Source organism: Haloferax sp. KTX1 (genome assembly GCF_902410085.1).
GTDB classification, from domain to species: Archaea; Halobacteriota; Halobacteria; order Halobacteriales; family Haloferacaceae; genus Haloferax; species Haloferax massiliensis.
In genome coordinates this window covers 76363-99593 of record NZ_CABPRH010000002.1, presented here as the reverse complement: position 1 = coordinate 99593, position 23231 = coordinate 76363, and the positions used below count along the sequence as shown (strand labels likewise).

At 67.6% G+C, this 23231-nt stretch carries 24 protein-coding genes and 1 tRNA gene; 9 read left to right on the top strand and 16 right to left on the bottom strand.

The window, feature by feature from the left end; all coding sequences use genetic code 11:
• Positions 1 to 112 precede the first annotated feature (112 nt).
• The gene (locus tag FY251_RS04695) at positions 113 to 2170 is read right to left on the bottom strand and encodes a DEAD/DEAH box helicase (RefSeq protein ID WP_148413679.1); all 2058 of its coding nucleotides are present in this window, start codon (positions 2168 to 2170) and stop codon (positions 113 to 115) included.
• Positions 2171 to 2301: 131 nt separating this feature from the next.
• Positions 2302 to 2691 carry a cupin domain-containing protein gene (locus FY251_RS04690; RefSeq protein WP_148413678.1) on the bottom strand — a complete coding sequence of 130 codons (390 nt, stop codon included), beginning with the start codon at positions 2689 to 2691 and terminating at the stop codon, positions 2302 to 2304.
• A gap of 86 nt (positions 2692 to 2777) precedes the next feature.
• On the opposite strand from FY251_RS04690, the gene FY251_RS04685 reads away from it, so the two are divergent.
• Positions 2778 to 3950: a M50 family metallopeptidase gene (locus FY251_RS04685; RefSeq protein WP_148413677.1), complete on the top strand. Its 1173-nt coding sequence runs from the start codon at positions 2778 to 2780 to the stop codon at positions 3948 to 3950.
• 7 nt (positions 3951 to 3957) lie between these two features.
• On the opposite strand, the gene FY251_RS04680 is transcribed toward FY251_RS04685, so the two are convergent.
• Complete coding sequence (locus FY251_RS04680) at positions 3958 to 4782, bottom strand: molybdopterin-binding protein (RefSeq protein ID WP_148413676.1); 825 nt, start codon at positions 4780 to 4782, stop codon at positions 3958 to 3960.
• A gap of 677 nt (positions 4783 to 5459) precedes the next feature.
• Positions 5460 to 5532, bottom strand: a tRNA-His gene (locus tag FY251_RS04675).
• 150 nt (positions 5533 to 5682) lie between these two features.
• On the opposite strand from FY251_RS04675, the gene FY251_RS04670 reads away from it, so the two are divergent.
• Positions 5683 to 6144, top strand: a complete 462-nt coding sequence (locus FY251_RS04670) for a DUF5814 domain-containing protein (RefSeq protein ID WP_148413675.1) — start codon at positions 5683 to 5685, stop codon at positions 6142 to 6144.
• Positions 6145 to 6187: 43 nt separating this feature from the next.
• Here the strand turns inward: FY251_RS04670 and FY251_RS04665 are convergent, their stop codons facing one another.
• The 3 genes from FY251_RS04665 to FY251_RS04655 all read right to left on the bottom strand — a co-directional run bounded on the left by FY251_RS04665 (position 6188) and on the right by FY251_RS04655 (position 8301).
• Entirely contained in the window at positions 6188 to 6601 is a 414-nt protein-coding gene (locus FY251_RS04665) for a ribbon-helix-helix protein, CopG family (protein ID WP_148413674.1), read from the bottom strand.
• A 173-nt stretch (positions 6602 to 6774) separates the two neighbouring features.
• The gene (locus tag FY251_RS04660) at positions 6775 to 7365 is read right to left on the bottom strand and encodes an RPA family protein (protein WP_004969002.1); all 591 of its coding nucleotides are present in this window, start codon (positions 7363 to 7365) and stop codon (positions 6775 to 6777) included.
• A complete protein-coding gene (locus FY251_RS04655) occupies positions 7366 to 8301 on the bottom strand; it encodes a replication factor A (RefSeq protein ID WP_148413673.1) in 936 nt (311 codons plus the stop codon).
• A 171-nt stretch (positions 8302 to 8472) separates the two neighbouring features.
• On the opposite strand from FY251_RS04655, the gene FY251_RS04650 reads away from it, so the two are divergent.
• The 3 genes from FY251_RS04650 (at position 8473) to FY251_RS04640 (ending at position 10511) form a co-directional block, all read left to right on the top strand.
• Positions 8473 to 8754 carry a hypothetical protein gene (locus tag FY251_RS04650; RefSeq protein WP_148413672.1) on the top strand — a complete coding sequence of 94 codons (282 nt, stop codon included), beginning with the start codon at positions 8473 to 8475 and terminating at the stop codon, positions 8752 to 8754.
• A gap of 63 nt (positions 8755 to 8817) precedes the next feature.
• On the top strand, positions 8818 to 9822 hold the full coding sequence (locus tag FY251_RS04645; RefSeq protein WP_148413671.1) for a mannose-1-phosphate guanylyltransferase: 1005 nt from the start codon (positions 8818 to 8820) through the stop codon (positions 9820 to 9822).
• Between the two features lie 41 nt (positions 9823 to 9863).
• Positions 9864 to 10511 carry a hypothetical protein gene (locus FY251_RS04640; protein ID WP_148413670.1) on the top strand — a complete coding sequence of 216 codons (648 nt, stop codon included), beginning with the start codon at positions 9864 to 9866 and terminating at the stop codon, positions 10509 to 10511.
• A gap of 15 nt (positions 10512 to 10526) precedes the next feature.
• Here the strand turns inward: FY251_RS04640 and FY251_RS04635 are convergent, their stop codons facing one another.
• From FY251_RS04635 to FY251_RS04625, 3 genes are all read right to left on the bottom strand, one after another.
• Positions 10527 to 11312: an SDR family oxidoreductase gene (locus FY251_RS04635; protein ID WP_148413669.1), complete on the bottom strand. Its 786-nt coding sequence runs from the start codon at positions 11310 to 11312 to the stop codon at positions 10527 to 10529.
• 135 nt (positions 11313 to 11447) lie between these two features.
• Positions 11448 to 11942 carry a Tfx family DNA-binding protein gene (locus FY251_RS04630; protein WP_089779697.1) on the bottom strand — a complete coding sequence of 165 codons (495 nt, stop codon included), beginning with the start codon at positions 11940 to 11942 and terminating at the stop codon, positions 11448 to 11450.
• A 76-nt stretch (positions 11943 to 12018) separates the two neighbouring features.
• Entirely contained in the window at positions 12019 to 12483 is a 465-nt protein-coding gene (locus FY251_RS04625) for a TRAM domain-containing protein (RefSeq protein WP_089779695.1), read from the bottom strand.
• Positions 12484 to 12573: 90 nt separating this feature from the next.
• Here FY251_RS04625 and FY251_RS04620 point away from each other — a divergent pair, with 90 nt between their 5' ends.
• Positions 12574 to 13260, top strand: coding sequence for a hypothetical protein (locus tag FY251_RS04620; protein WP_148413668.1), 687 nt, complete (start codon positions 12574 to 12576; stop codon positions 13258 to 13260).
• 34 nt (positions 13261 to 13294) lie between these two features.
• Here the strand turns inward: FY251_RS04620 and FY251_RS04615 are convergent, their stop codons facing one another.
• Positions 13295 to 14290 (bottom strand): radical SAM protein, encoded by a 996-nt coding sequence (locus FY251_RS04615; RefSeq protein ID WP_049904989.1) that lies wholly within the window; start codon positions 14288 to 14290, stop codon positions 13295 to 13297.
• A 107-nt stretch (positions 14291 to 14397) separates the two neighbouring features.
• Between FY251_RS04615 and FY251_RS04610 the strand changes: the two genes are divergently transcribed.
• A complete protein-coding gene (locus FY251_RS04610) occupies positions 14398 to 16278 on the top strand; it encodes a PAS domain S-box protein (protein ID WP_148413667.1) in 1881 nt (626 codons plus the stop codon).
• Positions 16279 to 16409: 131 nt separating this feature from the next.
• Entirely contained in the window at positions 16410 to 17543 is a 1134-nt protein-coding gene (locus tag FY251_RS04605; RefSeq protein ID WP_148413666.1) for a DUF373 family protein, read from the top strand.
• Positions 17544 to 17600: 57 nt separating this feature from the next.
• Here the strand turns inward: FY251_RS04605 and FY251_RS04600 are convergent, their stop codons facing one another.
• The 5 genes from FY251_RS04600 to FY251_RS22450 form a co-directional block, all read right to left on the bottom strand.
• Entirely contained in the window at positions 17601 to 18443 is an 843-nt protein-coding gene (locus FY251_RS04600) for a polyprenyl synthetase family protein (protein ID WP_148413665.1), read from the bottom strand.
• Positions 18444 to 18691: 248 nt separating this feature from the next.
• On the bottom strand, positions 18692 to 19645 hold the full coding sequence (locus FY251_RS04595; protein WP_148413664.1) for an electron transfer flavoprotein subunit alpha/FixB family protein: 954 nt from the start codon (positions 19643 to 19645) through the stop codon (positions 18692 to 18694).
• Positions 19642 to 20439, bottom strand: coding sequence for an electron transfer flavoprotein subunit beta/FixA family protein (locus FY251_RS04590; protein ID WP_148413663.1), 798 nt, complete (start codon positions 20437 to 20439; stop codon positions 19642 to 19644). The genes FY251_RS04595 and FY251_RS04590 overlap by 4 nt, the downstream gene beginning before the upstream one ends.
• A 69-nt stretch (positions 20440 to 20508) precedes the next feature.
• Positions 20509 to 21678 (bottom strand): hypothetical protein, encoded by a 1170-nt coding sequence (locus FY251_RS04585; protein WP_148413662.1) that lies wholly within the window; start codon positions 21676 to 21678, stop codon positions 20509 to 20511.
• Positions 21679 to 21691: 13 nt separating this feature from the next.
• On the bottom strand, positions 21692 to 21853 hold the full coding sequence (locus FY251_RS22450) for a hypothetical protein (protein WP_187367345.1): 162 nt from the start codon (positions 21851 to 21853) through the stop codon (positions 21692 to 21694).
• Here FY251_RS22450 and FY251_RS04580 point away from each other — a divergent pair.
• Positions 21825 to 23201: a hypothetical protein gene (locus tag FY251_RS04580; RefSeq protein ID WP_148413940.1), complete on the top strand. Its 1377-nt coding sequence runs from the start codon at positions 21825 to 21827 to the stop codon at positions 23199 to 23201. The two genes, FY251_RS22450 and FY251_RS04580, sit on opposite strands and share 29 nt — an antisense overlap.
• Positions 23202 to 23231: the final 30 nt, after the last annotated feature.

Sequence of the window (23231 nt, the reverse complement as noted above, 5' to 3'; positions counted from 1 at the left end):
CGGCGAAGACGACGAGGATGTCCGGCGTTATCGCTACCACGCGGTCACCGATGCGTCGCCGGCCAAAAAGCGTGCGGGATTCGGACTGTCAGCCTCGGCTGAGCGCGCCGCCCTACCGGCCTTCCTCGTCGAGTTCGAGGTCGGCGACGATTTCGTACGGCGACGACCCCTTTCGGATGCCGTCGAGGATGGCGAACGCCTCCCTCGGCGAGAGGAACTGCCGGGTCACGGCGAGGCCGAGCGGCGTCGGGTCCAGCCCGTCGATGAAGCCCCACTCCAAGAGCTTCCCCACCGCGTGCGTCGTCGGCAACTCGCCGAGCATCCGGTTGTTGAGCGCCTTCGCCTTCGTGCCGGCGACGACGATGTTCGCCAGCGTCTCCTCGACCGCCGAGGACTGGTCGTACACCGTCCGGACCTCCTCCATCTCGCCTTTGAGGAGCTTGAACGCGACCTCGTCTTCGGTCATCTCCATCGTGTTGTGATAGCTCGCGTCGGGTTCGACGAGCAGGTAGACGACGCCCTTGTCGTGGTAGTCGGGGCGGCCGGCGCGGCCGAGCATCTGGCTGAACTCCTGGACGGAGAGCCACTCGATGCCCATCGCCAGCGTGTCGAAGATGACCTGCGACGCCGGGAAGTCGACGCCGGCGGCGAGCGCGGCGGTCGTCACGACGGCCGCGAGGTCCTGATTGGCGAACTGCCGCTCCACGCGCTTTCGCTGGCCGTAGTCGAGGCCGGCGTGGTACGCCGCGGCGTTGTAGTCCATCTTCCGGGCGATTTCGTGACACCGACGACGGGAGTTGGTGAAGATGATGGTCTGGCCGCGGTAGCCCTTCGAGGACTTCGAGTCGAACGCCTGCCGCACGAGGCGGTTTTCGATTCGCGGTTTTTCTTGGCCGTCGGCGAAGGTGACGTGGCGCTCGATGGGGACCGGACGGTCCTCGTACTCGACGAGGTTCGCCCGGAGGTTCTGTGCGAGCCACTCCGGGTTCCCGACGGTCGCGGAGAGGTAAATCCACTGCGCGCCGCCGTAGCCGCCCTCGCGGCGCTTCGCGCGGGCCTCGCAGTAGTGTTTCAGGCGGGCGATCATCCCGTCGAGGCGGTGGCCGCGTTCCTCTTCTTTCAGGGTGTGGACCTCGTCGATGACGACCGTGCCGATGTCGCCGAGGTCTTTCCCCGTCCGGAGCGCGTGGTCGATGCCCTCGTAGGTGCCGACGATGACGTCGGCGTTCGGGTCGAAGCGGTTGCCGTCGTCGTTGATTCGGCTCGCGCCGACGCGGATGGTCACCTTGCCGAGGTGGCCGTAGCGCTCCTTGAAGTCCTCGTGTTTCTGGTTGGCGAGCGCGACGAGCGGGACGAGAAACAGCATCTTGCCGTCTCCCTTCAGCATCCGGTCGATGCCGGCGAGTTCGCCGACGAGCGTCTTCCCGGTCGCCGTCGCACTCACGACGAGCTGGTCGTCGCCGTCGAGCAGTCCGTTGTCGATGGCGAGGCTCTGGACGGGAAGCAGGGTGTCGAAGCGCTCGGTCAGCATCGACTTCAGGTTCGGGTGGAGGTCGAGCGTGCTCGTCTCGACCAACTCCACGTCCTCCGTCGTCGCGCTGATGGTGTCGAACTTCGTCAGGTCGGGGTCCAACTCGCCCTGCAGTAAGTTCGTGATGCGGGTCAGGTCGCCCGTCTCGTAGAGCAGTTCCTCCAGCCGCTCTTGGGCCGCCTGCGTGAGGCCGCCCGCGAAGGAGAGCTCGCCCTCCAACTCTTTGACGGCGCAGTTGCGGCAGATGTGCTCGTGTTCGGCCTTGATGGCCGTGTCGTCGGTGATGGGCGAGTAGCGGCCGTTGACGGCACAGCGGCGGCAGGTCCGCACCGTCAGCGCCTCCAGTTGGTAGCCGTCGAGCATCTCTTTCAGCTCGTCGCGGCCGTCTTTCGGCGTCTGTTGGGAGATGCGGATGCGGGCGGCCGACCGGGCGAGTTCGACGAACTGGCTCGGGTCGCGCGGCGAGTCGTCTCCCTTCCGAGTCACCAGAAAGCGCAGGGGACGGGGCCCCGCGTTCGTCTCTTTGAGTTCGAGCTTGCCGCGGAGCACCCGCTTTCCGTCCCGACGGGCGACGACGAGGTAGTCGTCTCCCGTCTGGTGGAGAAACAGCGTGTCGACGCGGGTGACCTGTTTAGACACGGTGCCTGCTACGGCGACGTGGTATTTCAGGGATTCGCCTGCGACCGCTCGGGTTCGATAGCGACCCGCACGCGGCTTCGTACCGTGCCTCCTCGCCCCCGGCCCCGAGGGCCACCGACGGCACGCCGCGCTCAGGCGTCGGCGTCGTCGGCGAGTTCGATGGCGTCGTCGCCGTTGGGGACCGCACAGAGAAACGAACCCTCCTCGTCGGACTCGTTTCGGTACCAGTGGACGACGCCGGCGGGAATCAGAAGCGAGTCACCGGCTTCGACCTCGTACTCCTCGTCGCCGATGCCGACGACGTACCGACCCGACAGGACGTACTGCTCGTGTTCGACCTCGTTGGTGTGTTTCGGCACCGACGCGCCGGGGTCGAGGACGAACCGCCGGATGGCGAAGTTCGGCGCGCCGTCGGCCTCGGAGACGAGGACGCCCTTCGACATCCCGTCGGCCGCGCCGACCGCCTCGTACTCGATGTCCGCGCTCCGCTTGACCGCCGGCTCCGGTCGGGAATCGCTCATATCTCCCCGTCGATTGCCCGCCCGCGTAAGCATTTCCCCGTCTCCCCGCCCTGACTGCTTAAGGCCCCTCCGCGGCTACTACGGATATGCGAGGAATCCGCATCGGTAGCGTCTTCGGCATCCCGATAAAGTTGGACCTCACGTTCCTCATCGTTCTCCCGCTTTTCGCGTGGCTCATCGGCTCGGACGTGACGAATCTCGCGCTCATCGTCAACGACCTCTTCGGCGCGAGCATCGACGGCGCGGCCATCTCCGCGGGGTCGATGCAGTGGGTGCTCGGGAGCGCGGCCGCCATCGGCCTGTTCGCCGGCGTCCTGCTCCACGAGTTCGGCCACTCGCTGGTCGCCATGCGCTACGGCTACGAAATCGAGTCCATCACGCTCTGGCTGTTCGGCGGCGTCGCCCGGTTCAAGGAGATTCCCGAGGACTGGAAACAGGAGTTCACCATCGCCGTCGCCGGCCCGCTCGTCTCGGTCGCCATCGGCGTCGTCTCCTACGCCGGCTTCCTGTTGCTCCCCGAGTCGCAGGCTCCCGCGCAGTTCGTCCTCGGCTACCTCGCGCTGGTGAACGTGTCGCTCGCCGTGTTCAACATGCTCCCCGGCTTCCCGATGGACGGCGGGCGCGTCCTCCGGGCGCTCCTCGCGCGGAACCGCCCGCACGCGAAGGCGACGCAGATGGCCGCCGAGGTCGGCAAGGTGTTCGCGTTCCTGCTCGGCCTGTTCGGCCTGTTTTTCAACCTGTTTCTCGTCGCGCTCGCCTTCTTCATCTACATGGGCGCGTCCGGCGAGGCCCAACAGACGGTCCTCAAGGCGACGTTTCAGGACGTGGTCGTCCGCGACATCATGACCGGCCGCGAGAACCTCGACGTGGTCGACGAGAAGACGTCGGTCGCGGAACTCCTCGAACGCATGTTCGTCGAGCGCCACACGGGGTATCCGGTGCTCAGGAACGGCGACCTCGTCGGCATGGTCACCCTCGACGACGCCCGCGGCGTCAAGGAGGTCGAGCGCGACGCCTTCCGCGTGGACGACATCATGAGCGACGAACTGGCGACCATCACCCCCGACGCCGACGCGATGGACGCCATCGCACTCATGCAGGAGCGAAGCGTTGGTCGGCTTCCCGTCGTCGACGAGACGGGCGAACTCGTCGGCCTCGTCTCCCGGTCGGACCTCGTCACCGCCTTCAACATCATCCGCAGTCGCGGGTCGCTCGACGCCATGCCCCGCTCCGACGCCGGCCTCGCACAGCTCCGCTGAGCCTCTCTCACTCGCCGTCGGAGCCACCCAGCCTCCCGTCGTCGCGGCCGATTTTATCCTCACTTTCGCCGCCCGTCTCCCCCTCGCGCGCCGCTTCGACCGCCGATTCGCTCCCGTAGAGGTCGACCGTCGCGTTCGCCCGGAACCACGCCATCGCCTCGTCGAGGACCGCCGGGTCGCCGCCGGTGAGTTTGACTCGCGTCGGCCCGCCGCTGTTGGGGTAGCTCCCGACGTCCACGCCGAAGCGCTCGGCGACGACGCCGAGTTCGCGGGCGACGGCCCCCTCCGGCGCGTCGGCGTAGACCACCCGCGACCGAACGTCGCCGGCGAACCGGTCGGCGATGCCCTCGAACATCGGCTTCATCTCCGTGGGGATGCCCGGCAGGACGTAGACGTTCCCCGCCCGACAGCCGGGTGCGAGGCCCTCCTCGTTCGGGAGCACCTCGGCGTCGGCGGGCATCGACGCGTACCACTCCGGTTCGAGGTCGAAGTCGATGTCCGGCCGGCGTTCGAGAATCGCCGCGATGGTCGATTCGACCTGTCTTTCGGCCTCCTCGTCGACGACGAACGCCCGGTCGAGACCGGCGGCGACGGCCTCCATCGTGATGTCGTCCGGCGTCCCGCCGAGGCCGCCGGTGACGAGGACCGCGTCGAAGGCGGCCGCCCAGTCGGCGACCGTCTCGGCGATGACCCCGTGGTCGTCGGGGACCGTCTGAATCCGCGCCACCGTCGCCCCGCCCTCGGTGAGCCGCCGGGCCAACCACGTCGCGTTCGTGTTCTCGATGTCTCCCGCCAGCAGTTCGTTGCCGACGGTGAGGATGGCGACCTGCATGGAGGGGTAGTTAGGCTCCCGAAGGAAAGACGTGCCCGTTTCCGGCGTTCTCTTCGGGTTGTCGGCGACGGCCGAAGTCCCGCCGCTCCGGAACGGTCGCTCTCGGTGTGAGTGCGGAAAAGTGAGAAGGGCCGGCGGCGACCGTGCGCAACCGAGTCGTCACCCGGTCGGTACCGTGGGGCCGACGGGGTCTTCGTTGTCCTCCGGGTCGCCGCGGTTGAGTATCGCGTCGCGGATGCGGTCGAACACCGAGTTGTCCGCGCGGAGTTGGGTTCTCATCCCATCTGGTGTGTTTGTCTATGACACACTTGGGTCTGGTGGGTGCTTTGAGGTGCTTCGCGCACCGATTGTGGCGCTCACCGGTCGAAATGTAAAGAAGAGGTCCAGGTGCGAGAATTGAACCCTGGTCGCTCACTCCGTTCGCTCCCCGGTTCAATTCTCTCGGCTCGACTTCGCACATTCTCGGTGGGTTCTCGCGGTGCTCGCTGGCGCGAGCACACGCTCGAAAGAGTGAGAATGTGAAGAAGGTCCAGGTGCGAGAATTGAACCGCGGTCACTTCGTTCGCTACCGCTCACTTCGCTCCCTGGTTCACTCTCGCAGCCATACCTCACAGTAAATTTCGAGAACGGGTTCGCGCACGAGACGCGGCGCTCACCGGTCGAAATGCAAAGAAGAGGTCCAGGTGCGAGAATTGAACCCGCGTCTCAGCCTCCACAAGGCTGAAGGATAGTCCACTACCCCAACCCGGACACGTTGCAACCCTTCCTAATCCGCTACGACTAAAATACGTTACGCTACGGTCCCGGAATGACAGTACGTAACAGAGGTCACCCGCGTCGACCACTCCGCGTCGGCGAGCGGGACGCTTTTGCCGCGGTGGCTCGAAGTCGCGGGTAGCAGTGGCTATCACGGACAAGATCTATCTCAAAAACCACCGCCAGATCGTCTCGCAACTGGATACGAACATCCCCAAGCGCGTCTTCAGCGGTGCGACCCTCGAAATCCTCTACTCCGGCGAGGGGCTCGCCAAGGTGGACGACGCCACCCGCGACCGCCTGCTCGACTTCGCGCAGGACTTCCTCGACTGCGAGAACTCCGACGACATCTACACCGGCTACCCCGAGCGCCAGTTCATCGAGTACCTGCTCGAACTCCGCGCGCAGGGTCTCGGCCCCGACGCCATCGTGGACGTGATGACAGACGACTACATGGTGTACGCCTACCCCGGCGACGTGCTCTCGTTTCTCGACGACGCGGTCCGGACGCTCGAATCGGTCGAGGCGCTCGCGGACGTAGAAGGCAACAGGGAGATGCAGGACGACGCCCGGCGGGCGAAGCAGGACCTCGTCGGTCCTCGCTGAACCGAATCGGTACGAGCGGACGTCGAAGAGGAGGCTACGGTGCTTAGCCGAGGCGGAACGACGGCTCGTCGCCCGTGTCGAGGTCCTCCAGTTGGATGACCTCCTCGACGTCGTCGTGGTCGTTTTCGACCTGCTCGCGCAGGTAGTTCACGTAGCCCTTGTGCTCTTCGAGCTGTTCGCGGAGGTGTTCGGCCTCCAGTTCGAGGCGCTCGTGTTCGCGGATGAAGCTCTTGGGAACCTCCACGGTCGGCGGGAACGACTCCTCTTCGCCCTCGCGCAGCTTTTCGAGTTCGTGTTTGGGGACGACCTGCACCTGACCGTCGTGGGCAACTAACGTGTCCACGTAGTCGCGGAAGACGGCGGACAGGGAGATGTCCCGCTCTTCGGCAATCTCCCGGAGGGTCTCGAACGCGTCTTCGTTGACGCGAAACGAGATGGTCTTGTTCTTGTTGCCCATGATATTTCTCGGTCCGTGGTGAGGCCACTTAATGGTTCGTCAGACGAGGGGTCTCGGGCGTCGTGAGTCGGCGCAAAAAGGGGTGTGTGACGGTGGAAATCAGCCGTCAGTCGGTCGTCGATTCGGTTCGGACGTCGGCTCTGCGGGTCGAACGCGGGGCGAGACGCGTCTGCTTACGCGCTCAGCTCGTCGGCCTGTTCGAGGCTTTCGAGCGCGGCGATGGCGGCGCGTTTGTACTCCTCGGGGTCGAGGTCGTAGTGCTCGCGGGCCATCCGCGCGTACTCGTCGCCCTCGTCGTCGAACGCCGCGATGCGGTCGAGCGTCTTGTCCGCGGTCTCGGTCACCCAGCGGTCGCGCGTGGCCGCGTCGACCTCGGTGATGGACTCGGGGCGGACGGAGACGTTGATACTGCCGTCGTCGGTCTCGTACGTCCGCGGCTTGCCGACGACCGCGACGTAGGCGGGCGCGTCGAGGTCGCGCAGCGCGCTGGCGGCCTCGGGCTGGTACTGGCCGGCGTAGACGAAGAACGTCCCCGTCGGGTCGACGATGCGACCGCGCCAGTACTCGTTGTCCTCGCCGACGTCTTCCTTCTCGGTCAGCGTGCCGACGAGGAAGACGCGGTTGGCGCTCTCGCCCGTCGGGAGCAACAGGTAGACGGGCGCGCGCTCGTCGTCCGACTCTTTGAACGTGTAACCGGCGTCGTTGAACTCCTGTGCGAAGACGCGCCGGGCGACCTCTCGGGTGGGGATTTCGTTGGAACTCATTTACATCGACCTCGCTTTGATGAGCAGTTCTTCTGCGTCCGCAGGCTCGCTCAGCCGCTCGACTTCGTTGGCGAGCACGTACCGACCCAGCGTCGGGCCGGTGACGCGGTAGTAGAACCCCACGAGGTCACCGCGCATCTCCTCTTCGACGATGGTGGTGTCGAGGGCGTCCATGGCCATCTGCTTCGCCTCGTCCAGTTCGATTCCGGTCAGCTCCTCGGTCATCTCCCTGTTGAAGATGACTTCGTGGACCTCGTCGCCGTCGTCGACGACGGCCTTGATGCGGAGGTCGAACTCGCCTTCGACGCTGCCGTGTTCGGAACAGCGCCCGTTCTGGAGGACGCGCGTACAGCCCTCCTCGGGACAGCGCTTGATGAGGCCGCTTCCGGACTGGATGTCCACGAGCGCGCCCTCGACGCTGGTCGAGTCGTCGCCGACTTCGATCTCCTCGTCGAGTTCGGTGATGCTCGTCGTCCGGTTGAGCTTCACGGAGAAGTTGCCCTGGTACTCGTCTGTGACGACGTTGCCGAGCGCGTACGACTTCCCCTCTTCGAGTTCGGGGAGTTCGGACGTGGTGAAGGCGATGAACTTCATCCGCCCGGAGTCGTCGCCGAGCAGGCCGACCTGCGCGACGGACTCGCTCCGGGGTTCCCAGAGTTCGACGACCTTCGCGCGCACGTCGACCCACTGCTCGTCTTGGTCGATGTCGTTGAGCAGGGTCTGTTCGTTCCCGCCGGCGCCGCCGGCGAGCTCGTCGCGCTCGATGCCGGCCTCGTCGAGGTAACTGTTGACGACGCTCCGCCGCGCTTCGTCGACGGGGACGCGGTACTCGGTGACGAGGCTCTCTAATCGTTCTTCGACTTCGTCCGCGGACACGTCTAAGTGGTCCGAGAACTGGTCGGCTATCTCAGCCGCGTGGGTTCGCAAATCAGTCATGGTCTACCTCGCCTCCACCTTGGTTTCCATTGGGAGGCATACTGAGCTTGGATGCGTACTCATATAAAAAGTTGCAAACCCCGCAGTGAAAGTGAACGTCACGCCCGAGCGCGCGGCGGAACCGTCACACCGAGCGAGGAATTGATAGCCACGGGGCACGCACTCGACGGCATGGACGACCGTCTCGAAAGCATCATTCGAAGCGCCGCTCGAAACGCCGGAAAGCGCTACGAGGAGGCCAAACGCGCCTATCGAGACGGTCGCGACCCGTCGCCGGCGCACTCGCTCCCGCGGGACGGCGAGGGCCGCGCGAAACTCGTCTGTCGCCGCCACGCCGAGCGCCGAGCCGTCGCCGTCGACGGGACGGGTCGCCCCGCCTGTTTCGACCCAGATCACCCCGACTGCCAGGGCTGCGTCGAGGACATCCGCGAGGGGATAGTCGAGACGTGGTAGGCGCGGGTGGGCGAGGCGAGTGCGACGTGGTACGGTTTTGAGGCTGTAGCGCCACCGGGACGTATGGACCGACCACTCGTCGCGCTCGTCCTCGCCGGCGGCACCGGCACCCGCCTGTACCCCGCGAGCCGGAGCGACCGGCCCAAGCAGTTCCTCCCGCTCGGCGGCGACCGCTCCCTCCTCGCCGAGACCGTCGCCCGCGCCGACTTCGCCGACCACGTCGTCGTCTCGACGCGCCCCGCGTTCGCCGACGACGTCGCCGACCACGCCCCCGACGCCGAGATCGTGGTCGAGCCCGCGGCCAAGGACACCGGCCCGGCGCTCGCCTACGCGACCCACCGAATCGCCGAGCTGTACGACGACCCGGTCGTCGTCGTCCTCCCGAGCGACCACCACGTCGGCGACGGCTTCGCCGAGGCGATGACCCGCGGCGCGCGCGTCGCCGCCGACACCGGCTCGCTCGTCGCCTTCGGCGTCGAACCCACCCGCCCGGACACCGGCTACGGCTACATCGAACCCGGCGCGGACCGCGGCGACCACCGCGACCTCGCCGCGTTCCACGAGAAGCCCGACGCCCAGACGGCAGCCCGCTACGTCGACGAGGGCTACCTCTGGAACGCCGGGATGTTCGCGTGGACGCCCGAGGCGCTGTGTTCCGCCGCGCGCGACTCGCCGCTTTCCCCCCTCCTCGACGCCCTCGACGACGGCGACACGGACGCCGGCTTCGAGGCGGTCGAAGCCGTCAGCATCGACTACGCGGTGATGGAGCGCGCCGCCGACGCGGCGGTCGTCCCGGTCGGCTTCGAGTGGGACGACCTCGGCTCGTGGGACGCCCTCGAACGAATCGCCGCCGCCGACGAGGACGGCAACGTCGCGCTCGGCGACGACCCGGTGTTCGTGGACGCCGCGGACAACGTCGTCGCCACCGACGGCGCGAACGTCTCGCTCGTCGGCGTCTCCGACCTCGCGGTCGTCGCGTGGGACGACCGCGTGCTCGTCGTGCCGAAAGAACGAGCGCAGAGGGTCCGCGAGGTCGTCTCGCGGCTGAAGCGGAAAGAGATGTTCTGACCGAACCGTTCTTTTCCGCGTAGTTCAGCCGGATTGACAGTATGAGTGACCGTTACCTCCCGAACCGACGGCAGCGCGCCGAGCAGTTACTGACGCAGTACGAGTGCCTCCAGAGCGAAAAACAGGACCTCATCGACCAACAGGGAAGGCGGATTCAGGGGCTGATGGCCGCCATCGCCGCCGTCATCGGCTACGCGCTCTACGCCGGCCACCTCGTGTATCTCGGGATGGTCCCGATTCTCATCGGTCTCGTGTTCGTCGAGGTGATTCTCACTCACAACCAGATGCTCTTCGTGGCGAAGCACCTCGCGGTCATCGAGGCGGCGCTCGCGGGGTCGTCGGACTCCCCGTTCAGACACGAACGCGTCCGCGGCGGCGTCTTCGGCGACGAGCGCGGGAGGGGAGGGCGGCTGTCGCTGGCCGACGTTCCGCACCTGTTTCAACTCGCGCTCGGCGTCGTGGCCTACGGCTGTTTCGCCGTGATTTCGACGCGCCCCGTGGCTTGGGAGCGTTACGGCGGCAACGTTCCGTCGGTCGCCGGCATCGACCTAAACGCCGGTCTCGTCGGTGCGGCGCTTCTCGCATACTTTGCCGGCCTGCTCCTCGTGGGAATCTCGCACCTCGCGCTCAGGTCGCGGGTCCACGGGGACGTGGCGGCGTCGGTATCCCCCTCAAAAATTGCGCCGTGACCGGCGAGGCGCGACTCAGGCGCTCCGCAGTCGCCCGCCGTCGACCGGAACGCACGCCCCGGTGACGAAACTCGCGCGGTCGCTGGCGAGGAACGCGACCACGTCGCCGAGTTCGCGCGGGTCGCCGACGCGGCCCAGCGGAATCCCGTCGGACCACGAGTCCAGTCCCTCCTCGTAGGTGTCGTGGTCGCCGCGCTCGACGGCCGCCTCCACCAGTTCCTCGATGCGGCTCGTCTCGTGTGCGCCCGGCAGCACCGCGTTCACCCGCACGCCCGGCGCGAGTTCGCGCGACAGCGACTTCACGAGGCCGATGACGCCGCGGCGGACCGCGTTCGAGAGGATGAGGTCGTCGATGACCTCCCTGACAGAGGTGGAGGTGATGCAGGTAATCGTGCCCGCGTCGCTCGCTTCGAGGTGCGGTCGCGCCGCCCGCACGGTCCAGACGGCGCTCATGACGAGCATGTCGAACGCGCCGTACCACTCCTGTTCGGTCAGGTCGGCGAACCCGCCCGGCGGCACACCGCCGGCCGAGGTGACCACGTGGTCGACGCCGCCGAACTCCTCGACGGCCGCCTCGACCAGCGCCTCGACGTCGCCCTTGCTCGTGATGTCCGTCTCGACGCCGAGCACGTCGCCGTCGAGGTCGCCCAGTTCCGATTCGGTCGCCGCGAGGCGCTCGGGGTCGCGCCCGCAGACGACGACGTTCGCTCCTTCGTCGGCCAGCGCCGCGGCGCTCGCGCGCCCGAGGCCGGCCGAACTCGCCGTGACGACGACCGTGTCGCCGTCGAGTCCGAGGTCCATGCGAGGGGCGACGGCCGCCGCGAGCAAAAGCGTGGGCCTCGCGGCACGACGTGTGGTGAACCGAGCCGCTGGGCTCGGAGACGCGACAGGCGGGACGGACGCCGCGGGACGGACGCCGCGGGACGCGAGCGCGGCTCAGACGCCGTCGGCGTGCCGGCGGACCCGGACGCGCCCGTCGCTCGTGACGCCGACGAAGAGCTGTTCTTTGATCTCTCGTCCCTCCACCGCGTCGCCGGCCGCGTCGGAGACGATTTTCATCAGGTCCGGCGCGGTCTGGTTCACCTTCACGCCCGCCTCGTCGCAGGCGTCGTACACCTGCTTGGGCACGTCGTAGAGGTCGCTCCCGGCGGGCACCTCGACGCGGACCGGCGCGGTGAGCGCGTCGACGAACGTCACCGTCTCGCGGGCCTTCTCGACGTTGGCGCGGGCGCTGGCCTCGATGCTGGAGACGTTCGCACGCGAGGTGCCGAGGAAGTCGGCGATGGTCGACTGTCGGACCCCCCGCTCGCGCAGCGCGAGCACCTCCGCCTGCCTCCGGGTGAGCACGCTCGTTTCCGGGTCGAATCCCGCCCTGTCGAGGAGTTGGTCTACGTCGGGGACCGTCTCGTCGTCGCGTCCGGCGTCGCTCATACCTCGGGGTAGGTCTCGGGGGTGAAAAAAGATACAGCAGGCTGACTGTCCACGGGACGCCGCCGACGACTCGGCGTTACTCGCCCCAGAAGTTGTCTCGGCTCCCGAGCGCCTCGGGGCGCTTCGGGCCGTCGCGACCGCTCCCCGTCGATTCGGCGTCGGCGTCCGCGGTTTCACCCGATTCGATATCCTCGGCGTCGGGGTCCATCGGCAGGCGCTCGACGATCTTCTTCGCGCGGGCGTGGCTCCCTTTCACCTGGTCGATTCGGACGACGGCGCGCGCGTCAGGCAGGAGCCCGTCGACGAAGACGATGAAACCGTCTTCGGTCCGACCGACGCCGGCACCGCTCTCGTGGATGTCCTCGACGGTGACGATGACCTCCTCGCCCGGCTTGACCGGCTGTTGTTTGAGCTCGGAGATGGGCCGTTCGTAGTGGTCGCACCACTCCGCGCCCCCCCGGTCGCTGTAGTACTGACACCCCATGCCCGCGATTCGTTCTGAGAAGCTCGGGCAGTCGTCCGCGAGTGGACAGTCGGACATGCGGGGAGGTACACTAGGGGCACTCTAAACGCTTGCGGGTAGCCCGCCGGCCGCCGAAACGCTTTCCGTCGCGCGCTCGAACTCCGCGGTATGGCAGAACGCGTCCCCGAGTTCGCGCTCCTCATCGGCGTCTTCCTCGGCCTCTCTGCGACCGTCTCCGCGGCGGTCCTCTCGGGGGCGCTGTTTCGCCCGCTTCTCTTCGGTGCCGTCGTCTGTTACCCCTTCGCCGCCTTCGGCGTCCTCCGGTCCGAGGACCCCTCGGAGGCGCTCCCGCCGCGGGTCGTCCTCGGTCTCGGCGCGGCCATCGGGCTCCTGACCGCGGCGACCGCCGTCCTCGAACGCGCGACGGTCGAGCCGCTCGGCGGGCTGTTCGCCGCCGTCGTGGTGTCGCTTCCCCCCGTCGCCTACGCGGTCCGCTTCGGCGCGGACGCGAACCCGCTTTCCCCGGTCGCGTCGCTCGCCTGCTGTGCGGTCGTCGGCGCGGCGTTCCTCGCGCTCGCCCCGCGCCTCGGGACGACGAGCGCGCTTCTCGGATTCGTCCTCGGGCTCTCGGGGGCGCTCTACGCCGACGCCCGCGGCTTTCGACCGACCCATCGCCAACAGCGCGCCGCGGTCGCCGCGGGCGTGTTCGTCGGCGTCGCGGTCGCGGGCATCGGCGTCGCGATGCGTCTCCCCCTCGGGCCGACGACTGCCGCGGCCGTGGCCGCGGCGCTCACGCCGAGCCTGTTCGTCGCGCTCGCGAGAACCCGGACACCGAACCGCCGCTATCGGTCGTGACGGCGCGTGAAAATCTGGACCAAAAACGCCCGATTCAGGCCAGCGGCGTCCGCTCGACGACCGTCCCGTCGTAGGTCGGGTACTGCTCGACGATTTCGCCGTCGTCGACGTCGCCGTCTTCGATCATCTCTTCGAGGAGCCACCACGCGACCTCGACGTGGTTCGACTTGATGCTGTAGAACTCGTCGGGGACGCCGAGTTCGATGAAGCGCTCGGCGGGGGTGTAGGTCTTGCCGTAGACGAGCGTGCCGTCGTCGGTCACCTCGTCGAAGGGCCGGCGGAGGTTGCGAGCCATGCGCTTCAGGCGGTTTCTGTGCTGGGCGGCGTCCTTGAACACGGAGGTACAGAAGTAGACGCGCTCGTGGTCGCCCATCTCGTCGAGGATGGCCTCCTTCGAGCCGTCGACCGCCGACATGTGGCCGTCCTGCAGTTCGTAGCCCTTCTCTTGCATCCGGCGGTAGTTGCCGTCGGACATCTCGAACTCGTTGATGTTGCAGAACTCCGCGGCCCCCTCGTCGAGGAAGTCGAGGAACTCCCGCTCCGCGCGGATGCCCGGAATCTCGAACGCCGGGGTGAGGCCCTCCTCGCGGGCGATGTAGAGGATGTCCTCCCACTCGGTGCCGTGCATGTCGCCCCAGAGTTCGAGCGGCGGGTGGAAGCGAATCTCGTCGAGGCCGGCCTCGGCGAGTCGGCGCATGTTCTCGCGGCCGCCCGTGATACCCGTATAGAGGTGGATGTGGTGGTCCTCGCCGAACTCGTCTTTGAGAAGCGAGATGTAACGGCAGGTCTTGTCGAGCGCCTCCTGCGGCTCGCCGCCGGTGATCGAGGAGCCGAGCGCGTCCATGCGTTTGGCCTCCTCGATGACGTCCGCGTCGGACTCGACTTTCCGCTCGTTGGCGTACACGTCGGTGACGTTCTTGCGATTCTCGCCGAGCGGGCAGTAGAAACAATCGCGCTGGTCGCAGTACCCGTAGACGAACAGCACCATCTTCCCGCCCATGGCGCACTGCTCGCATCCCTTCGAGATCATTCGATTACGGAACTGTACTTGGCGCATCGTCAAAAGGCGTCCGACTTCGCCCGGAGCACCTCCCGCTCGCCGGTACGGTTATTGTTGTATGTGTCTGACAGTACGCCATGTCTCTCGGTCCCGTCACCCGCGCTGAGGGTCCGATTCGGGTCCTCATCGTCGACGACACCGAGGCCGTCGCGGACACGGTGGCGGCGCTCGACGGCTGCGACAACCTCGACGTCGCGGCGGTCGCCGACCCGACGGCGGCGCTTGAGGCGCACGCCGAATCGCCGTTCGACTGTATCGTCACCGAGTTCGGGTTCGACGGCACCGCCGGCCTCGACACCCTGCTCAGCGTCCGCGAGTCGCCGAACCCGCCGCCGGTGATTCTGTTCACCCGACTCGACTCCGAGGACGTGGTCAGCGAGGCGTTCGCCGCCGGCGTCACCGACGTGGTGGACAAGCGGTCGACCGACGCCCAGTTCGCGGTCCTCGCGCACCGCATCTCGAAGGCGAGCGTCGCGGCCCGCCAGTCGACCGAACTCGACGAACTGCACGAGTGGGTCCGGGTCATCGCCGACCAGTCGCTCGTCGGCTTGTACGTGATTCGAGACGGTCGAGTCGAGTTCGTCAACGAGTACCTCTCGAACCTGCTCGGCTACGACACAGACGAGGTGGTCGACCGACCTATCACCGACTTCATCGTCGAGGAAGACCGCGCCATCGTCGACGAGAGCCTGAGAGACCGGTCGCACGGGAGCGTCGAATCGATGTCGTACACCGTCCGCGTCCGCGACAACGCCGACGACCTGACCACGCTGGAAATCACCGGCCAGCGGACGACGGTCGACGGCGAGCAGGTCGTCGTCGGGACCGCGATGGACGTCACGGCCCGACTGGAGTCCGAACGGCTCCTCAGGCGCTCCGAGCGCCTCACCAGACAGATCATCTCGTCGCTCCCGGATATGGTGTTCATCTCGGAGCCGACCGAGTTCGACGTCATCTACATCAACGACCAGTTCGAAGACGCCTGGGGACGAGACGTGTCGCTGCTCTACGAGGACCCGTTTTCGTTCCTCGACCTCATCCACGTCGACGACCGCGACCAACTGAGACGGGCCATCGACGAGATGTTCGCCGACATCCGAGACGGTGTCGCCGACGAGCAGTACCAGTTCGAGTTCAGATTCCTCCCCGAGGGAAGCGACACCATCCGCTGGGCGAACGCCCGCGCGGTCCCGCTCCTCGACGAGCACGGCGACGTGACGAACATCATCGGCGTGGTTTCCGACCTCACGGAACGCATCAGTCACGAGCGCGAACTCGCCCAGCAGAACGCCCGGCTCGACGCCTTCGCCCGCGTCCTCTCGCACGACATCCGCGGGCCGCTGGCGGTCGCACAGGGCCGGCTCGAACTCGCCCGCGAGCTCGACGACGACTCCCACCTCGACCACGTCGAGCGCGCTCACCGCCGCATCGCCGACGTGGTCGAAGACGTGCTCTCTCTCGCCCGCGACGAGCGTTCCGTCCTCGACGCGTCGGAGATCTCGCTGGCCGATTCCGCGGCCACCGGCTGGGAGATGTGCTCGTCGAACGTCGACCACGTCCGCTGTGAAATCGGCGAGCTCCCGGTGGTCGAAGCCGACGAGAGCCGGGCGACGCGCCTCTTCGAGAACCTGTTTCGGAACGCGCTCCAACACGCTCGGGGCGGTCGCACCGGCGCGACCGGCGACGACTCGGACCTCGTGATTCGCGTCGGCGCGCTCCCGTCGCACCGCGGCTTCTTCGTCGAGGACAACGGCCCCGGCATCCCGCCGTCGATCCGCGACCGCGTCTTCGACTCGGGCTTTTCGACCAAAGACGGCGACGGAACCGGACTCGGGCTCGGTATCGTCCGGCAGATCGCCGACTCCCACGGCTGGGCGATCCGGGCCGTCGACGGCGCGACCGGCGCGCGCTTCGAGGTGCTTTTCGACCCCGTCGGCGAGGCCGGCGAGACGGAGTGACTGGCCGCGGCCCGCGAGGGGGTCGCGATAGCGTCGCGGCGGTCGCCCGCTCGCTCCGCGAGACCGACGGACCGCGCCACCGCGACCGCGCCCCCGAAAGCAGATATATCCCCGTGGCATAGGAGTCAACGATGCTCTTGGTCCTCTGTGTCGACCTCGACGACGACCTCGGCCGCAAGACGGGGCTGTCGACGCCCGTCGTCGGTCGACAGCGCGTCGAGGAGGCCGCGGTGGCGCTGGCCACCGCGGACCCGGAGGACTCCGACGTGAACGTCCTCTTTCAGGGCATTCAGGTCCACGACGAACTGCTCGAATCGGAGGACGAGGAAGTCGAGGTCGCGGCGGTCACCGGGTTGGAAGGCAGCGACGTGAAGGCGAACCGCGCCATCGGCGACGAGATAGACACCGTCCTCGCGAGCCTCTCGACCGGCGAGCCCGTCCACGCCATCGTCATCACCGACGGCGCACAGGACGAGTCCGTCCTCCCGGTCATCCGCTCGCGCGTCCCCATCGACGGGGTCCGCCGGGTCGTCGTCAGGCAGGCCCAGAACCTCGAATCGATGTACTACACGATGAAGCAGGTGCTCGCCGACCCCGAGACCCGCGGGACCATCCTCGTCCCGCTCGGCATCCTGCTTCTCATCTACCCCTTCGTCACCATCGCCAGCTTCTTCGACGTGCCCGGCGCGGTCGTCCTCGGCCTCATCTCGGCGCTCCTCGGCCTGTACACGCTGTTCCGCGGCCTCGGCCTCGAATCGGCGGTCGACGAGGCGGCAAACCGCGCGCGGAACGTCCTCTACGCCGGCCGCGTCACCATCATCACCTACGTCGCGGCCGCGGCGCTCCTCGTCGTCGGCGGCGTCCGCGGGGTGGAACTCCTCGAAACCGTCTCCGAGAGCGTCGCGGGCGACCCCGCTCCGGGGCTCATCCTCGCCACGCTCGTCCACGGCGCGGTCGAGTGGTTCGCCGCCGCCGGCATCACGAGCAGCCTCGGACAGGTGACAGACGAGTACCTCCACGACCGATTCAAGTGGCGCTACCTCAACGCGCCGTTCTACGTGTTCGCCATCGCCATCGTGCTGTACGCGCTGTCCGGCTTCTTCCTCCCCGAGGGGGTCGCCGGGGTCCAGAAGTTCTACCTCCCCGGCCTCGCCGTCGCGCTCACGGTCGGCACGCTCCTCGGCGTGCTGAGCACGCTCACGTTCGCGGTGGCCGAGTCCCGGTATCCCACCGGCTCCGACGGCGAAAGCGAGCAACCGGCGTAAGCAGTCGCGGGCGGTCGCTCCAGCTGATTCTGCGGCGCAGAAAACTCGAAGTCGACCTCAGCTCTCGCGGACGATGACGAACTCCGCGAGGTCGCGGAGATACTCCAGCGGTTCGGAGTCGTCGACGCCCGAGGCGTCGAGGGCCGAAAGCGCCTCGTCGGCCTGCTGTCGGGCCCGGCGGTTCGCTTCCTCGGGGGTCAGGTCCGTCACCTGCACGAGCGACGGTCGGCCCATCTCGGCGTCCTGCCCCGTCGGCTTACCGAGTTCTTCCGCGTCCGCGGTGGCGTCGAGCACGTCGTCGCGAATCTGGAAGGCGACGCCGACGCGGGCCGCGTAGTCGCCGAACGACTCGACGACGTGGGCGTCGCCGCCCGCGGCGACCGCGCCGAGTTCGGCCGCGGCGCGGAACAGCGCGCCCGTCTTTCGGTGGGCGAGTTGCATGTACTCGGATTCGTTGCCGGGGACCGCGACCAGTTCGGTCGCCTCGCCCTCGCCGAGTTCGACCATCGACTCGGCGACGATGCGGGTGGCGCGGTCGGACGACGACAGGAGGGCGAACGCCTCGCCGAGCAGGCCGTCGGAGGCGATGATGGCCGGCCCGTAGCCGTACTCGGCCCACGCGCTCGGCGTGCCGCGGCGGATGTCGGACCGGTCGATGATGTCGTCGACGACGAGCGAGGCGTTGTGGACGAGTTCGACGCCGACCGCGAAGTCGACGGCGTCCTCGGGGCTGCCACCGACGGCCTCGCAGGCGAGGATGGTCACGGCGGGGCGGACGCGCTTGCCCCCCGCGAGAGCGACGTGGTCGAGTTGGTCGGCGAGCTCCGACGGCTCGACCGCCGAGACGACCTCCTCAAGGCGGTCGTTTACCATCGTGACCCGGCGCTCCAGGTATTCCATTGTCGGTTCGTAGGGTTGGGTAGGGAAGTACGTACCGGATTTCCGAAAACCGAGCGCGGGAACGGTCGTCGCCGCCGATTTCTGACCGATTATAAAGGACGTGATTGTGTGCTCGTTCGGGTTCCCTGACGCGAAATCAATGCTCGTCCACCCCGTTTTGCACCGTGAGCGAGGAGGCGCGTGTTTCCGGACGCTCACGGGTTCGCGTCCGGAAATATCTGGACCAAAAACGCGGTCGGCGCGCTTACTTACTCGAACTGCTCGATGAGTTCCGGAACGACCTCGAAGAGGTCGCCGACGATGCCGTAGTCGGCGATGTCGAAGATGGGCGCGTCGGGGTCGGTGTTGATGGCGACGATGTTCTCCGCACCCTTCATCCCGGCGACGTGCTGGACGGCCCCGGAGATGCCGATTGCGATGTAGAACTTCGGCGTGACGACCTTCCCGGACTGGCCGACCTGCCGGTCCTTCGGGAGCCAGCCGTTGTCGACGATGGGCCGCGACGACGACAGCGTCGCACCGAGCGCGTCGGCGAGTTCCTGCACGAGTTCGATGTTCTCCTCTTCTTCGATGCCGCGGCCGACGGAGACGAGCACGTCGGCGTCGGTGATGTCCACGTCGCCGCTTCCGACCTCCTCGAAGCCGGTCACGCGCGAGCGCACGCGGGACTCGTCGAGGTCGAACGAGAACGCCTCGATGGCGGGCTCGCCCGGCTCCTCGGCGGCGTCCCACTCGCCGGGGCGGACGGTGACCGCGGCGCGGTCGGCGTCGACCTCGACGGTCGATTCGACCTTCGAGGCGTACATCTCGCGGGTGACGACGAGGCCGCCGTCGTTCCGGAGGCCGATGGCGTCGGTCACGAGCGGGCGGTCGAGGCGCTCCGCGACCGCGGGGGCGTAGTCGAGGCCGTTGACCGTGTTGCCCATGAGGACGTACGTGGGGTCGAGCTCCCCGGCGAGCGCTTCGACGGCCTGCACGGTCACGTCGTGGTTGAACTCGTCGCCCTCGGCGACGGTGTGAATCGCGTCCACGCCATCGAGCGAGAGCTCCTCGGCGAAGGCGTCCACGTCGCCGCCGACGACCGCGAGGTGGAGGTCGCCGCCGGTGTCGCCGACGAGGTCGGAACCGGCCGTCACGAGTTCGAACGACACGTCGCGGAGGCTTCCGCGGCGGTGCTCGACGACGGCGAGCACGTCGCTCATTGCGCGCCCACCCCCTTCTCGCGGAGGACGGTCGCAAGGTCGGCGGCCTGCTCCCCGGCGTCGCCCTCGAAGTAGGTCGCGTCGGACTCGGTCTCCGGCTCGTACACGTCGGTCAGGACGAGGTCGGACTCGACCGCCGCGGCGTCGAGACCGAGATCGGAGAGCGCGAGCGGCTTGATCTCCTTCGACTGAGCCTGCCGAATCCCGCGCAGGCTCGCGTACCGCGGCTCGTTGATACCCGTCTGGATGGTGAGAACCGCGGGGAGGTCGACTTCGGTGAGCTCCTCCACGCCGCCTTCGAGTTCGCGGCGGACGTTCGCCACCCCGCCCTCTGCGTCGAGGTCGAGGGCGTTCACGACCGCGGCCCACTCGAAGCCGATGGCCGAGGCGAGCGAGACGCCGGTCGCGCCGAAGCTGTCGTCGTTCGCCTGCACGCCCGTCAGGACGAGGTCGGGGTCCTCGTCCTCGACGACCGCCGAGAGGAGGCGCGTCTTCGCGCCCACGTCGAGCAGGTCCACGCCGTCGAGCGCGTCGTCCCACACGCGGACCGCGCGGTCGACGCCCTTGGCGAGCGCCATCCGGATGGTCTCTTCGGACCGCTCGGGACCGATGGTGACGGCGACGACCTCCACGTCGTCGTCGCTCTCCTCGGCGATTTGGACGGCTTCCTCGACCGCGTACTCGTCCCACTCGTTGAGGTCGTAGTCGAGGTACTGGTCCGCCACGCTGAGCCCGTCGAGCTCGAAGTCCTCTTCGACCTCGGCGACCTCCTTGACGGTTACGAGAACTTTCATCAACGTTCACTACCGACCGGGGCGAATAAACGTTTTCGCACCGCGGCCGTCCGCACCGCAGTCGTTCGATTACTCCGCTTCGTCGTCCTCGTCCTCGTCGGGGAGCGAGATGAGGTTCTCGCGGCCGAGCCGAAGCTTCTCGACGCGTTCCTCGTCGGCCATCGCCGACAGGAGCTGTGATACCTTGGCGTCGGACCAGCCGGTCTCCTTGACGATGTTCGCCTGCTTCATGCGCCCGCCGCTCCGTTCCAAGAGGAGTTCGACCCGCTCTTCGTCCGAGAGCAGGTCGAGGTCGACGTCGTCGTCGGACTCCTCGCCGTCGCCGTCGTCCGGCGCCGGCTCGTCGGTCGGCTCCGACACCGACTCCTGTCGCGGCTCGGGGGTCACCGACGTTCCGGCCGGCTCCGTCCCGCTCGGCCGCCGCCGGGTGAACAGGACGACGCCCGCAACGACCGCCGCGAGGATGACGGCACCGCCGCCGACGAGCGCCCACGGGACACCCTGGTCCGTGCCCGTCGAGACGTACGCCACGGTCAACTGGTCGGTCGACTCGAAGGTCCGCGGCCCCTCGACGACGACGGCGTTGTTCTCCAGGGGAAGCTCCGTGTCGCTGACGGCGTGTCCGGGCGGCGTCTGAATCGTGAGGTTCTGATTCGACCGAAGCGACGTGAGCCACGTCTCGCCGTCATCGGCCGACAGGGCGTCGCCGAGGCGCAGTCCTTCGTCGGTCTGTTCTAGGAAGTTGGTCCAGGTGAACGTCAACACGAGGACGCCCGTCTCGTTTTCGACGTAGCCCCTCGTCGTCGCGTTCTGAACCGTCATCGACCGGCCGGCCTGCTCGGCGGCCATCTGACTGACGCGTCCGAAGAACGCTGCGTCGGGACCGACGTCGGTGGTTCCCTGTTCGTACTCCCGTGCGTACTCCTCGAACGCCGCGGTCTCGTTTCGCGTGTCGAGCTCGTAGCGCATCTCGATTCGCCAGTCTGCGGAGCGGTCGGCACGCAGTCGAATCGAGATCTCCGTCTGCGGCGACCGTTCGAGACTCGTCTGCTGGGCGACGACCGACGGACGCCCGAAGGCCGTTATCTTGTCCGCGCCCGCACGCGTATTCACGGCGGAGACGCCGACGACCGTGTCCGCGCTCTGCGCACCGGCAGCAGCCGCGTCTGTGGCCGCCACCGGTGCTGCGACGCCGGCGACGATGGTGAGGAGGGCAACGATGAGGGCGGCGCTCCGCATACGTAAATCCGTTTCATCCGGCGATGAAAACGCTTTCCATCGATTCAACAGTGTCAGACGCCGCCGAGATGCGCTCTCCCGCCGTCGCCGACGCCGACAGCGTCAAGAGGGTCATTTTAGTACCGCCGCCGTGTACCCTCACGGCGATGAAGGCCCTCCCGCTCGTCGTCGTCATGCTCCTCGTGGCGTCGCCGGTGCTCGGCGCGGTCGGTCCCGCCGACGGTTCGACTCGCTCGATGGCTCCCGACGGGGAGGTGTCCGCACAGGTCGAGTCGCCGTCCAACGAGACCACGCACGTCCTCGACATCCCGTCGTCGGCGCTGGTTCGGTCGACGGTCGAAGCCCACCACGTCGACCTCGGTCCGTCCCTCGACTTCTCCGCTCTCAGGGCCGGCGGCCAGATTCGGACGGGCGCGTCCATCGAGCGCATCGAGTCCGCGACCGACGACAGCACGCGACAACAGCTCATCCTCGACGAGCTAAACAGCATCGAGCAGCGCGCGATTGCGCTCCAGAGCGCGCAGCGCTCCGCTATCGAACGGTTCAACGCCGACGACATCACCGCGCGAGACCTCCTCATCGAACTCGCGCGAATCGACGCCGAGGCGCGAGAACTCGACGAGCGGCGCGTCGCCCTCCGGGACATCACGACCGAGACGCCGGACTTCTCGATTAGCTCCGGGCGGCTCGCGGCGCTCGAACGCGAACTCGATACGTTCACCGGTCCGGTTCGGAGGCACGCCGTCTCGGTCGTGACCGGCCAGTCCGACTCCGCGCGGTTCTCCGTGCGGACGAGCGAGACCGGGGTCGTTCTCAGTGTCGTGACCGACGGCGAGTACGTCCGCGAGGCCTACCGCGCGGACCTCCGCAACCGCGACCGGAACACGGTCTCCTACGAGGAGGCGCTCGACATCGTCGCGGAGGACTACCCGACGATCTACTCAAGCCGCGCCGCGCAGAACGGGACCAACGTCATCAGTGCCGGCGACAGCCACCGCGTGCGCATCAACTACAGGGACGGTCAGTTGACCGCGTACGTCGACGCCGGAACCGGACGGGTGTTCAAGGAGTCGCAGACGCGCCCCCTCGAATCGATTACGGCCCGTGACACCGCCACCGGGGTCAGAGACGGGCTGGCGCTCACCGTCGACCGGACCTATCCCGGTGGACCGCTTCGCATCGGGTTGAACGAAAGCGAGTCGGGCGACCCGGTCGACGCGAACGTCACGATCGGACTCGAAGCCACTCAGGAGAGCACGCTGTTGGGCCACACCGGGTCCGACGGGACGATTTGGACCGTCTCGCCGTCAGCGCCCTACACCGTCACGGTCATCAGAGGTAACTCGGCGGTCGTGCTCACGACCTCGCCGACGCCCATGCCCTACCTCGCGGGGAACGCGACCGCCGCGGAAAACGACACGTCTCCGACGGTCACGTCGACGCCGACCGAGTCGGCCGAGTCGACCGATTCCGTCTCGACGGTCTCGCAGAGCGGCCCCGCCGGCCCGCCCGCCGACGGTTGACCGGAGCTTCTTATCCCATGACGGGGCCAC